12 protein-coding genes are annotated in these 11,887 nt (G+C 61.7%); 1 reads left to right on the forward strand and 11 read right to left on the reverse strand.

Annotated elements, in window-relative coordinates:
* Positions 1 to 7 precede the first annotated feature (7 nt).
* From NKL06_RS25840 to NKL06_RS25865, 6 genes are read right to left on the reverse strand one after another with little or no spacing between them, the layout of a single operon-like run.
* The gene (locus tag NKL06_RS25840; RefSeq protein WP_023691448.1) at positions 8 to 940 is read right to left on the reverse strand and encodes a glycoside hydrolase 5 family protein; all 933 of its coding nucleotides are present in this window, start codon (positions 938 to 940) and stop codon (positions 8 to 10) included.
* A complete protein-coding gene (locus tag NKL06_RS25845; RefSeq protein ID WP_023667975.1) occupies positions 933 to 1,694 on the reverse strand; it encodes a TIGR04290 family methyltransferase in 762 nt (253 codons plus the stop codon). Before NKL06_RS25845 ends, NKL06_RS25840 begins: the two co-directional genes overlap by 8 nt.
* A 3-nt stretch (positions 1,695 to 1,697) precedes the next feature.
* Complete coding sequence (locus NKL06_RS25850; RefSeq protein ID WP_023667976.1) at positions 1,698 to 2,501, reverse strand: sugar phosphate nucleotidyltransferase; 804 nt, start codon at positions 2,499 to 2,501, stop codon at positions 1,698 to 1,700.
* Positions 2,501 to 3,601, reverse strand: coding sequence for a CgeB family protein (locus tag NKL06_RS25855; protein WP_023667977.1), 1,101 nt, complete (start codon positions 3,599 to 3,601; stop codon positions 2,501 to 2,503). The genes NKL06_RS25850 and NKL06_RS25855 overlap by 1 nt, the downstream gene beginning before the upstream one ends.
* 14 nt (positions 3,602 to 3,615) lie before the next feature.
* Entirely contained in the window at positions 3,616 to 4,212 is a 597-nt protein-coding gene (locus NKL06_RS25860) for a histidine phosphatase family protein (protein WP_023667978.1), read from the reverse strand.
* Positions 4,209 to 5,312: an inositol-3-phosphate synthase gene (locus NKL06_RS25865; protein WP_023681094.1), complete on the reverse strand. Its 1,104-nt coding sequence runs from the start codon at positions 5,310 to 5,312 to the stop codon at positions 4,209 to 4,211. Before NKL06_RS25865 ends, NKL06_RS25860 begins: the two co-directional genes overlap by 4 nt.
* Positions 5,313 to 5,397: 85 nt before the next feature.
* Between NKL06_RS25865 and NKL06_RS25870 the strand changes: the two genes are divergently transcribed.
* A complete protein-coding gene (locus NKL06_RS25870) occupies positions 5,398 to 7,212 on the forward strand; it encodes a hypothetical protein (RefSeq protein ID WP_245262557.1) in 1,815 nt (604 codons plus the stop codon).
* Positions 7,213 to 7,220: 8 nt separating this feature from the next.
* On the opposite strand, the gene NKL06_RS25875 is transcribed toward NKL06_RS25870, so the two are convergent.
* The 5 genes from NKL06_RS25875 to NKL06_RS25895 form a co-directional block, all read right to left on the reverse strand.
* Entirely contained in the window at positions 7,221 to 7,406 is a 186-nt protein-coding gene (locus tag NKL06_RS25875) for a hypothetical protein (RefSeq protein WP_023667982.1), read from the reverse strand.
* Between the two features lie 94 nt (positions 7,407 to 7,500).
* Positions 7,501 to 8,541, reverse strand: a complete 1,041-nt coding sequence (locus tag NKL06_RS25880) for a UDP-glucuronic acid decarboxylase family protein (RefSeq protein ID WP_023681096.1) — start codon at positions 8,539 to 8,541, stop codon at positions 7,501 to 7,503.
* Positions 8,542 to 8,564: 23 nt separating this feature from the next.
* Positions 8,565 to 9,668: a CgeB family protein gene (locus tag NKL06_RS25885; protein ID WP_023681097.1), complete on the reverse strand. Its 1,104-nt coding sequence runs from the start codon at positions 9,666 to 9,668 to the stop codon at positions 8,565 to 8,567.
* Positions 9,665 to 10,759, reverse strand: coding sequence for a CgeB family protein (locus NKL06_RS25890; RefSeq protein ID WP_023667985.1), 1,095 nt, complete (start codon positions 10,757 to 10,759; stop codon positions 9,665 to 9,667). The genes NKL06_RS25885 and NKL06_RS25890 overlap by 4 nt, the downstream gene beginning before the upstream one ends.
* Complete coding sequence (locus tag NKL06_RS25895) at positions 10,756 to 11,886, reverse strand: CgeB family protein (protein WP_023691446.1); 1,131 nt, start codon at positions 11,884 to 11,886, stop codon at positions 10,756 to 10,758. Before NKL06_RS25895 ends, NKL06_RS25890 begins: the two co-directional genes overlap by 4 nt.
* Between the last annotated feature and the right edge of the window lies 1 nt (position 11,887).

An 11,887-nucleotide genomic window follows, 5' to 3' on the forward strand; every position in this document is an offset into this window, starting at 1 on the left:
GACACTTTCACGCTGCCGAGGCCCGCCGCGTCGGGAGCGAAGCGGACGTCATGCCGGGCGCATAGCGGCGGATCATGGTTGCGCAGAATTCCGCGAACTCCTCCGGCACCAGAGGTGGGCTGGTGTGGTGGGGCATCATTCCGCGATGCTGCGGTGTAAAGCAAAAGGTGACCGTCACGTCGAAATCGGCGAGTGCCTCCATCTGCCGGTCAAACCAGTCCAGCGCGTTCGGCCGGAAGCTGTCTGCCCAGGAAAGCCCCGTGCGCATATTGGTGACGCCCAGCCGCTTCATCCAGGCGACGGCATCGTCCAGCCGGGCGTCCTCGAAATGAAACCACTGCACCAGCCCCATTGCGGGCGTGTAGCGCAGGAACTCCTCCAGCGCAGGTTTTGGCGTACCGTCCTGGCGCAGCAGCCCCATGTGGAAATGTCGATAGTAAGAAGAGCCCTCTGCCTCGCGATGCCGCGTCGTTGCTTCCCATTCGCGCGGAAGATCGTAGAGGCTGTACCACTGGATGCGTGGTGCGTTGCCGATCAGCAACTCGGCGGTGCGCTTGAGCCCCCAGACCTGGATTTCTTCCGCGCCGAAGGTCGATACGCCGACTTCGCTGACCCAGATGGGAAGGTTGGTGACGGTCGCGATCTCGCCGATCTTCTGTGGCCATTCGTGGATCTGCCACAGGTTCCAGTCGAGCGGAAAGCCGTGCACGGCGACGGCATCGACATGGTCCAGCACGCCGAATTCCTTCATGCGGGTGATAAAGCCCGGATCTATCGGCGAGATGCCACCGAGTACTTTCGTCAAAGACGGGTTCTCCGACGCGATTGCGTCAGCCGACAAGATCGCCATCCTGGCAAAGCGGCTCCAATCGGGATCGAGCTCTGGGTCCCAATGCGATTTGTTGTTGGGCTCGTTCCAGATCATGGCGGCTTCAATCATGGAGCTGTCCTTTCGAGGGGTAGATGGCGCCGCCGCCGGCCGGGTCCCCGGCTGCGCGGCAGAAATAGACCTCCTGCTCGGGGTGCAGAACGATCTCGAAACCGGCGCTGCGCAGCATCGCTTCGGTGCAGGCGCGGTTTGGAATCCACCAGTTGGTGGGATCGTCGGCATAGCGGTGCTCGATAAAATGCAGCTTGGGAAACTGCGGCTGGTCGAACAGGTCATGCGTCCAGAAATGATAGTTTTCTTCCAACTCGGGCAGATCCGCGCTGCCGCGCTGCATGGACTGGAAGATCATCAGGTCACGGGCGACATGTTCGCGGATCAGGTCGAGCGCGAGCAAGGGGTGGCGCAAATGGTAAAGCACCCCCATGAACAGCACGACATCGAACGTCTCGCGCAGCGAGCCGACGTCGTAGACCGAAAGCTTCTGGAATTCGATCTCGCAATCGGCAACCTCGGCGGCAAAGCGAGCCTGCGCCAGGTAGGCGTCATCGAAATCGATGCCGAGGACACGGTCAGCACCTCGCCGTTTCATCTCGATGGAGTAAAATCCTGCATTGCAGCCGATATCGAGTACGGCCTTGCCCCTCAGATCAGCGGGAATGGCATTGGCAAATTTGCGCCATTTGATCAGCGGGTAGTTGCCCAGAAAATGGTTGGGAGCGGTTTGGACGCCGGCAAGTTCCATGTTGTGGAACCATGGGCCGAGCGCATCGATGCGGCGGCGGATTTCGGCATGGGAATGCAGCATGGCTCAGGCTCCTTCGCCAGGAACGACGGGTACATGCGACTGCGCGCCGGGCATGATCATGGTGGGCCGGCGCTGCGCGGATGAGGCGTCGTTTTCAAGCAACCGCAGAGCTGTTCGATAGCCGTTGAAAGTGCCGACATCGACATAGTCCGACCCAGCCCTGACACCAAAAGCTGTACCGCCGGCCGCAATATAGGCGTTGACCAAAGTGCCGATATATTCGTCACTGCGCTCGCGCTCACGCCAGAGTGCCGCAAGCTGATGCAGGATATGGCCCGGCATCTTGAACGCACCCCAGACCCAGTTCGTGGCGGCATCCTGTCGTTTGACCTGGATTTCGATCACGCGCTCGTGGACGTCGGTGACGACGGCGTCGAAGAATTCCGGCTGATCCACCGGGAAAAGCAGAAATGAGAGCTGATCGTCGGGCAAATGGCGGAAACCGTCCTCGGGAAACCAGATCGTATCGGGAAGGCCGACCAGGACGACCTCGTCGGGCGCGACGAGGGGCGCCGCCCGGAAGATCGCATCGCACAGACCGACGGGGTTCGGCTGCACCACGAAGAGAGCCGCCGCGTCACCGTAGCCGGCGGCGTAGTATTCAAGGATGTCGGATTTGCCCGATCCGATGATGAAGCAAATCTTGTCGACGCCGGCCTGCACCATGCGCCGTACCAGATACTCGCTCACGGCGCATGGACGCTCGGTCTGTCCATCGATCCGGCTACCGACCGGCAGCAGCTCTTTCGAGAAGCCGAGCGGCTGAATGCGGCTGCCGCGCCCGGCAGCGGGTACGATGCCCAACATCAGACCGCTTCCCTCATCGGTTCGCCGGGAGATCTTTGAAAGGCCTCGTTCAGGATGCGATCCAGTTCCGCCGCGCGCCGTGCCGAAGTGTGTTCGCCCAAGACCCGGTCGCGGGCACGCCTTCGAATGCCGTCGAGCTCGCGCTCCGGCAATCGCAATGCGGCGACCACATCATCGGTGTCATGCGCCAACAAGATTTCGCGGCCGGGTTCGAAAAATTCGGTCAGGCCCGGCCATGCATCGGTGACGATGGCAGCCCCACACGCGGCCGCTTCGAAGAGCCGTCCCGACGGGCACCAGCCCTTTTGCGCCATCGCCTCCCGGGTGACGTTCAGTGTCAGGCGAGATGATGAGAAGAAAGCCGGATGGTCGGCTGGCGGAAGATGCCTGACAAAGAAGATGTTGTCGCTCCATGGGAATTCCTGCGGATATTGCGCGCCGCCAATGATGAAACGGTGGTCAGGCAGGCGCGCGGCCGGGCGGACCAGCAGCTTTTCGACGCCGGCCTGGCGATCCGCCGCGTAAGTTCCGAGATAGGACAGATCACCGGCGAATTCGGCCCGCTTCTCTGCCGGCCGGTGTTGGTCGGGATCGACATGCCCATAGAGCGGCACCACGTGACGCGCGCCCAAAACCGACTTAAGCGCCTCGATCGCAGAGCCGCCGGTGTAACTCAAAACGAGGTCGAAATCGGCGAGACCCTCAGGTCCGAAATAGGGCGGACGCTCGCCTTGCTCGATGCGGGCAAGCGTGACCGGAGTGTCGAGATCGTAGAAGACACGCAATCCGCGACCTGTCTGCTGCGCCAGCCGCGAGGCCTCCACGGCGTCGGCACAGTAGGAGGTGACGACGACGACATCCGCTTGCTTCATTGCCCGCTCCGCAACGCGACGGATGTCCTCCCAGTCCGGATAAATGACGACGTTGCCGCCATCGAGCCGATCGAGATCACGCGTCCCGGCATAGTAGGGGGTATCGCGTTCGAAGAAGGTGATGGACCATCCCAGCCGACCCAGGGCGCGGATCAGACCGCGCCAGAGCGTGGCATGGCCGTTGCCCCATGATGATGTAACGGTGAGACCGAAAATGACCATCTGCATCCGGAAAGTCCTCGTCAGGCAGCTTCGTTCATTCGCAGGAGCTTGGAGCCCCAGTCACCCGACACGATCGTCGTGATCGAGGCTGGATCGATGTCGAAGCGGAAGCAGTCGCCGACCGGCAAGCCAAGCACCTTGCAGACGGCGGCCTTGATGACGTCGGCGTGGCTGACCAGGGCGACACACTGGTTCGGATGCCGCTCGCGCACTGCGTTCATCAGTGCGACGATCCGCTCCTGCACATCCAGCATGGTCTCGCCGCTCGGTGTCCTGGCCTCCTGCCGCTGGTCGTTCCACGCCCGCCAACCGGCATCGCCATTCAACTCGTCGAAGGTCTTTCCCGACCAATCGCCGAAATCGATCTCGTCGAGTTCGGCGCAGATCGCGATTTCACCGACGCCGCAGGCAAGCGCGATCGGCACGGCCGTCTCTTGCGTACGCTCACGCGGGCTGCACAAGATGGCTTCAATCGGCTCCCGGGCCATGCGGCCACCAAGATGCGCGGCCTGCGCCTTCCCAGCCTCGCCAAGGCAAACGCCATCCATCCGTCCTGCAAGATAGGAGCCGACATTGTCGTGCGCTGCATGACGGATCAAAAAGAACGTTGTCGTCATTCCGCGGCATCCAGCAAAGGCTCGTCCTTGCCGGCGATGAAGGCGAGCGTGCGCTGCCGCGCTTCGGCGTCGGTGAACTGTTCGGGAGGCGACTTCATGAAATAGCTGCAGGGACCGGTCAGTGCTCCCGCTATGCCGCGATCGAGCGCAAGCTTGGCGCAGCGTATCGCATCGATCACCACGCCGGCTGAATTTGGAGAATCCCAGACTTCCAGCTTGAGCTCGGCGTTGAGCGGCACGCCGCCGAAGGTCGTCCCTTCCACTCGGATATAGGCCCATTTGCGATCAGTCAGCCACGGTACGTGGTCGCTGGGTCCTACATGAATATTGCCCGGCTCCAGGGGAACATCGAACTGGCTGGCCACGGACTGGGTCTTGGAAATTTTCTTTGATTCCAGCCGCTCGCGTTCCAGCATGTTGAGGAAGTCGGTGTTGCCGCCGAAATTCAGCTGATAAGTGCGATCGATGCGCACGCCGCGCTCGCGGAAGAGATTGGCCAGCAGGCGGTGAACGATGGTCGCCCCGACCTGGCTCTTGATATCATCGCCGACCAGCGGCAGCCCTCGCTGCTCGAAGCGCCGGCGCCATTCCGGACGTGAGGCGATGAAAACGGGTATGCAGTTGACGAAGGCGCAGCCGGCCTCAAGCGCGCATTCGGCGTAGAAGCGCGTCGCCTCCTCGGAGCCCACCGGCAGGTAAGAGACCAGCACGTCGGCGCCGCTGTTGCGCAGGATTTCGCTGACGTCGGCAACCGGCTCCGGCGCCTCCTCGATTTCGTCGCGCAAGTATTTTCCGATGCCGTCAAGTGTCGGTCCGCGCTCGACGCGAACGCCGTTTGCCGCCGCATCGGCAAAGCGGAACGTGTTGTTCGGGGCGGCGTAGATTGCTTCAGCGACGTCGAGGCCAACCTTGCTCCTGGCGACGTCGAATGCGCAGACAATCTCGATGTCGTCGACATGGTAACCGCCGAGGTCGGCATGCATCAGCCCTGGGATTGGTTCGTTGCTTTTTGCGTGACGATAATAGGAGAGGCCCTGCACCAGGGAGGATGCGCAATTGCCGACCCCGACGATACCGACACGAACCTTTTTCGATCCCACGAAACTGCCGCCCTATGCTGTTCAAAGGTAAGTTCCTGCAGCCGAACCACCAGCGTGCCGGAATGTTCCTTGGCCTGCCGAAAAATTGCGCAAGACAGCATGGATCGAAGCAGCGCTCGCTGCGTTGCCGCAAGGCGAAGCATTGGAAAACCGATCGATGATTGTTTACGGCGACCAGAAGCGGAGGCAGAGCGCAGAACGGCTTCGCGATGCTGCGAGCGAAATTGCTCAAAGTCTGGACCGCATGGCTCATGGCGTCCGACGCCATGCCGCGTTGGTCGGCCTATTCATCAGCGTATCGGAACTGGTTCGCGCGCTTGCCGATGTCGATTTCGAGAACAGGGGCATCGACATCTTTTCGCCGCGGCAACAGCAAGGCGCCAGATTGCTGGTTGGTCTTGCGGCAGAGGTGGCGAAGTCGTGGCGAAGCGGTTTCGCCGTGGGCGGTGGCATCGAGCCGGGACTTCTCCAACTGCTGGACGGGTTGGATTGCGAGGCTGAGGTTCTGACCGGTTCTGCCGAGGGTTACGCGCATTACGCGCTTTATCCCGAAAGCTATTTGGGAGCGGCGCAGGAGTCAGGTCTCGATGCGAACACATGCGTGATCGGCATCCGCAGCATCGGCCTGGGGCTTGCCGCCATAGTGGCTGCCGCGATTGGCGCGCCGGCGCCGTTCAGCGTTCGTCCGGTCGGCCATCCTTTCCGCAGGCACATCAATGCCGATCCGCGCTCGATCGCTTCCTGGAAGAACAATCCATCGGCACGCTTCGCCGTTGTAGACGAAGGTCCCGGTCTGTCCGGCAGTTCGATGCACGCCGTCGTCGCGTGGCTGCGGGAACTGGGTATTGGTATGGACCGCATTCACCTGTTTCCCAGCCATCCTGGCGACCCGGGCATCGAAGCGTCACGGGAGGCCAGGGAGACATGGTCGCGCTGTCCGAAACATGTGGCGACGGCGCTCGAATGCACCTTCCCCGAAAGCTCGAACATTCCCACGCTTAGCGAATGGGTGGCCGAGGCGGTCGGCAGCCCCGAATTACGCCTGACCGAACTGTCTGGTGGCGAATGGAGGAGCGTCCACTACGTCGACGAAAAGCATTGGCCGCCGAGCCCGCGCGGCATCGAGCGGCGTAAATTCCTGGCGTCCGCGGGGTGTGGTCGCTGGCTCGTCAAATTCGCCGGCCTCGGCGAAACCGGACGGCGTAAGAGACGAGCCGCGGAAATGTTGGGGAAAGCCGGGTTCGGATCGCAAGTGGTCGGGCTTTGCCACGGCTTTCTGGTCGAACGGTGGATTGACGGCACCACGATGGACCAGGCGCCGCTGCCAAGAGGAAGGCTGGTCGCGGAGTTGGCGCGCTATCTAACCTGGCGGGCGCTCAATCTCCGAACCTGCGAACCGGGTGCATCATTGCTCGCACTCACGGAAATGGCTGTTTTCAATACATCTGAAGCTCTGGGCGAGAACCGAGCGGCGACGTTGCGCGGCTGGCTCTCGAAAAAAACCCCTGCGCATGTTCTGCAGCCGGTGGAAATCGACGGAAAGCTTCACGCGTGGGAGTTTCTCGTTTGTGCCGACGGCTCGGTGGTCAAGACAGATGCCGTCGACCATTGCCGGGCACACGATTTGATTGGCTGCCAGCCGATAGAGTGGGACATTGCCGGCGCCCGTGTCGAATATGGACTGTCCGACAGCGATGTGACGACATTGGTCGAGGGGATGGGGCTCGATATTGACAATGGCCACATCGATTTTTTCGAACCCTGCTATTTGGCGTTCCAAATCGGGCTCTGGAGCACGGCTGCGCAATCCGAAAATGGCCAGGAAAAAGCAAGGCTGGCCGCGACCGGAGACCGATACAGGGCGGGGCTGATACGATTCCTGGACGAATCTCAGGTGTAGCGTTTCGATCAATCCAGCCTTCGTAGCATGTCTGCTTCCTGCTCGAGAATAGCGGCCACTTCCTCGCGCTGCAGATGCGTCATCATCAGGCTGACGCAGCACTCGAGATAGGTGATCGAGGAGCGCCGCAGATAGGCAGCCGCCTCGCGTTCGGCAATCTTGTCGACATCCTTCGCGGGTCGCTTGGGTTGCATGAGGATGATCCTCCGTATCGGGTCCCTCCCGCCAAACTACAAGGTTGGATGGATGTTCCGAACGATCTCCGGGCAGGTCCGTCCGCGGCCCGCGTCATGCAGGAAGGTTCTGCAGCCCGCCTGCGGGTCTCCTTTTGGCAAGGCCTGTCATCTGATCGCCGATGCCGGTGCCTTCGAGCGCCGCGAAATAATCGATCGTCAGCTTGAGCCCTTCGTTGAGCGGCACTCTCGGCGACCAGCCGAGCAGCGTTTTCGCACGCGAAATATCAGGCTGCCTGCGCCGAGGATCGTCTTGCGGCAGGGGCAGAAATTTCAGATCCGACTTGGTGCCGGTCATCGCCTTCACCAATGCCGCCAGTCGCACGATGGTGAATTCTCCGGGATTGCCCAGATTGACCGGCTTGCCCGGATTGGGGTCGATGTTCATCAGGCGCATCAATCCATCAATCAAGTCGGAGACATAGCAGAAGGATCGCGTCTGCTGGCCGTCGCCGAATATCGTCAGCGGACGCTTCTCGAGCGCCTGCATGATCAAATTCGAGACGATGCGACCGTCGGCCGGATCCATTCTCGGACCGTAGGTGTTGAAGATGCGCGCGACGCGGACGTCGGCCTTGCCGGCCCTTAGATAGTCGAAGCAAAGCGTTTCGGCGGTGCGCTTGCCCTCGTCGTAGCAGGCGCGTGGGCCGGTGCAGTTCACATGGCCGACATAATCCTCCCTTTGCGGGTGTTGTTCCGGATCGCCATACACTTCGCTCGTCGAGGCCTGCAGCAGTCGCGCGTCATTGCGGACAGCGAGTTCGAGCAGGTTGAGGGTTCCGATCACGCAGGTACGCGTGGTGTGTATCGGGTCGGCCTGATAACGCGGCGGTGAGGCGGCGCAGGCCAGGTTGAAGATGTGATCCACGGGCTCGCCGAGATCCAATGGCCGGCAGATGTCCTGCTCGATCAACCGGAAACCCGGCCGGTCCATGATCGAGATGATGTTTTCCATGCGCCCGGTCAGAAAATTGTCGACGCAGATCACGCGCCAGCCGTTGCGGAGCAATACTTCGCAAAGATGCGAACCGAGGAAACCCGCGCCGCCGGCAACAAGCACCGTCTTTGCCCTGTGCGCCTTTCTTGTCTGTCGCATCGCTGTTTTCTCCTGTCTGCCGTTCATGCTGCACTTCCAATGTCGAGATCGAGGGCCGTCGCCGTTGGTTGGGTCAGCGCCGCCACGAATTCGCGAGCCCTGGCCCCACCGGTGTGGGAAGCGAGGACGAGTTTGCGAGCCCGGCCGGCCATGGCCAGGCGTGCGCGCTCGGACTCGCCAACGAGGATATCGATGACTTCGTCCGTCTCCGCGGCGGTGTGGATCGCCGATGCGGGAAAGAAGCTGTCGAGCCCTGGCCAGTGGTCGCTGACGATGGGCGTGCCGCAAGCCGCCGCTTCGAACAGGCGCACGCTGGGCGACCATCCTGCGGTGATCATGGAACTGCGTGTGACATTCAGCGTGTAGCGCTGACGGCTATAGAACGCGGCGTGATCGGCTGGCGGCAAATGTTCGATGCGTTCGACATTGTCCGGCCAGATGATGTCGGATGGATATTGGGAGCCGGCCACGACGAAACGGAGGTTCGGCATATGCCGTGCGGGCTCGAGCAGCAGAGCGTTCAGCGTTGTCTGCCGGTCCATGCTGTAGGTGCCGAGATAGCCGAGATCCCAGCGGATCGGATCTCCTGTCGGGTGATGCCGTTCTGGATCGACCGAACAATAGAGAGGTTCGGCATGACGCGCGCCGAAGTCTTGCGCCAGATGGTTGAGCGTTGGTCCGCCAGTGAAGGAGAAATAGACATCGAAATACGGAATTTGCCGCGAACTCAGATAATCGCAATCGTCGGCTGAAAGCTTGGCCAGGGTCACCGGGGTGTCGATGTCGTAAAAGCAGAGCTGCCCCTTGCAAAGCGAGGCGACGATGTCGATGACCTGGCGTCCTTCTGGAACAAAGGATCCGATGACGATGATGTCGGCCTGCTCCAGGCACTGTGCGTAGTCGCGTTGCAGCTCCGCAGTGGTTTCGTAGTAGCGCAAGGCGCAGAACTCCGGATCGCGCAGATCGCGGTGATTGGCGTACCAGGGCACGTTGCGCTCCAGAAAAGTCACCCGGTGACCGAGTCCGTGCAAGCCTTTCAAAAGACCCCGGAAAGTCGTGGCGTGGCCGTTTCCCCAGGATGAGGACAGCGACAGGCCGAGAAAGACGATGTCCAGTTTCTTGGTCATTCCGCTGCCTCCACGGCCCCGTGCTCGAAATGACGTTTGAAGACGGCATCCGCCACATCCGCCCGAAGCGCGTAGGTATGGTCCGCCAGCACGCGGTGAAGTGCGGCTTGGCCGATTGCCTTGGCCCGCCCGGGGGTCAGCGAGCGCATTATTTCGGCGACATCGCCGCCGTCACGCGCGACCAGGATCTCCTCGCCTGGTTTCAGGAACAGTTCCACGCCCAGCCATGCATCCGTGATGAGACAGGCGCCCGCGCCGGCCGCCTCGAACACTCGCGTGGCCGGTGAAAAACCGTTGGCGGCCATGCTGTCGCGGCTGATGTTCAACACGGCTTTTGGGGTGACATTGAAGGCGTTGTGATCGCGGGTGCCGACATGGCCGAGCCAGCCTACATTGGTGGGGAGCGGCTTGTCGCCCCAACCCGAGCCTCCGAGCAGGAAACGCTGTTTCGGCAGCTGGCTGGCGGGATCGAGGAAAAACGATTCGACACGCGCTTCACGGTCCGGCAGCCGGTTTCCGAGGAACGCCAGGTCGCAGGCAAAACGCGCTTTGCTGGCGACCGGATGGTGCGTTTCGGGATCGAGCGCATTGTAGATGGGCACGCACTCCTTGGCGCCCATGGCACGATAGGCCCAGACAACGGGATCGCCGCCACCATAGGTCAGCACGAGGTCGATCTCCTGCAGTGCACGATGGAGCGGGTGGTCCGGCTCGTCGCGCAACTGGGCAAGCGTGGCTGGCGCATCCACGTCCCAGAATACGACAAGCGCGTCGCTGCGGGCGTGGTCGAGAACGGCGCGAAGCAGCGCCTCGTCTTCGAAACCGACGCCACTCGCCTTGACGACGATGTCGGCGCCGGCGGCACGTGCCGCGACCTGCATCAGCGCATGCTGGGTCGCCTCATAAACGACGACAGTGCACCAGTCGGGAGCTTCGATGTCGCGGTTCTTCTGCCGGTCGTAGACATCGGGTTCGTAGAACGTGATCTCGTAACCCAATTGCGAAAGTGCCTTGAGCAAACCGCGATAGTACGTCGCGGCACCGTTCCAGTAGGACGACAAAAGGCTCGATCCATAGAATGCGATCTTCATGCGACGGCTTCCTTTGCGGCTGTCGGGACGGCGGTGTGTCGGTTCGCGCATTGCGTGAGCACGCCGAGCAACTCGTCGACGCGGTGGCGGCAGGTGTGCCGCGAGCGGATGGTCTCGAGACCCGAGGTCACCAGGGAGGCCGCAAAGTCCTCGTCGGACAACACCGTCCGAAGCTGTTGCCGCATTTGCGAGCCATTCTCGGCAAACAGGAAGTCGACACCGGGCCTGAAAAGCTGCTCGACATCGGACCATGGCGCTGAAATCAGCGGAATGCCGCAGGCGAGTGCCTCGAACATGCGGATCGTCGGGATTCCGGGCAACCTCTGGCGATAGGGGCGCCGTGGAACGTGAACGGTGACACGATGCGCGGCGAAGGCCTTCGGCACGTCGGCATTGGCGATCCACCCCTCATAGCGCAGTCCTGCGGTGGCCAGATCCGCAAGTGCGGTCTTGGGGTAGCGTACGCCGTGAACAGCGGCATCAAGGCCGAGATCGTGCACCGGCTCGATCAGAAACTCCTTGAGTTCGGCGGTCCGCTCATCATCGCCCCAGTTGCCGATCCAGACCAGATCGGAGGTGGGGTGGATCTCCGGGTGCGGCTTGAACAGGCGATCGTCCGCCGCTTCATGCCAAGTGAAGACGCGCTTGCCCCAGCCGGCGCGCAGATAGCTCTCGCGCAAGGTTTCGCCAAAGGCGAGAACGCCGTCATAGTGCTCCAGCCGGAGCGCCGAGAGTGCCTCGGTCGCAGACACGGCCCGGTGGTGGGTGTCGTGAAAAAGAAGGATGAAGTTGCCGCCGGCGGCCCGGGCACGGCCAATACGTGCGACAAGCTCCGGATCCGTCCACTCATGAACGATCACAACGTCGGCCTCGGCAATCCAGGCTTCGTGATCAAATCCGGCATCGTAGGTCACCGGCATCAGTTCGGGAAAATCCTTGCGGAAGCGTTCGATGGCGAACGACCCCTTCTCAGCCAGTAGATTCGACCGGCTCCAGCCATTCGCCGGCTCCAGCGCAATAGCCTGATGCCGGCGCTGGACCAGCTCTCGCATGACGCCGCGCAGGAAATGGGCATTGCCATGGTTCCAGTCGGAAACGACCGAGTGGGTGTAAAACACAAAGCGCATG

It is taken from the genome of Mesorhizobium sp. C268A, assembly GCF_040324475.1.
GTDB lineage: Bacteria > Pseudomonadota > Alphaproteobacteria > Rhizobiales > Rhizobiaceae > Mesorhizobium.

Coding starts and splice junctions, on each gene's coding strand:
- NKL06_RS25840 (WP_023691448.1), bottom strand. CDS start 940: ATGATTGAAGCCGCCATGATCTGGAACGAGCCCAACAACAAATCGCAT.
- NKL06_RS25845 (WP_023667975.1), bottom strand. CDS start 1,694: ATGCTGCATTCCCATGCCGAAATCCGCCGCCGCATCGATGCGCTCGGC.
- NKL06_RS25850 (WP_023667976.1), bottom strand. CDS start 2,501: ATGTTGGGCATCGTACCCGCTGCCGGGCGCGGCAGCCGCATTCAGCCG.
- NKL06_RS25855 (WP_023667977.1), bottom strand. CDS start 3,601: ATGCAGATGGTCATTTTCGGTCTCACCGTTACATCATCATGGGGCAAC.
- NKL06_RS25860 (WP_023667978.1), bottom strand. CDS start 4,212: ATGACGACAACGTTCTTTTTGATCCGTCATGCAGCGCACGACAATGTC.
- NKL06_RS25875 (WP_023667982.1), bottom strand. CDS start 7,406: ATGCAACCCAAGCGACCCGCGAAGGATGTCGACAAGATTGCCGAACGC.
- NKL06_RS25880 (WP_023681096.1), bottom strand. CDS start 8,541: ATGCGACAGACAAGAAAGGCGCACAGGGCAAAGACGGTGCTTGTTGCC.
- NKL06_RS25885 (WP_023681097.1), bottom strand. CDS start 9,668: ATGACCAAGAAACTGGACATCGTCTTTCTCGGCCTGTCGCTGTCCTCA.
- NKL06_RS25890 (WP_023667985.1), bottom strand. CDS start 10,759: ATGAAGATCGCATTCTATGGATCGAGCCTTTTGTCGTCCTACTGGAAC.
- NKL06_RS25895 (WP_023691446.1), bottom strand. CDS start 11,886: ATGCGCTTTGTGTTTTACACCCACTCGGTCGTTTCCGACTGGAACCAT.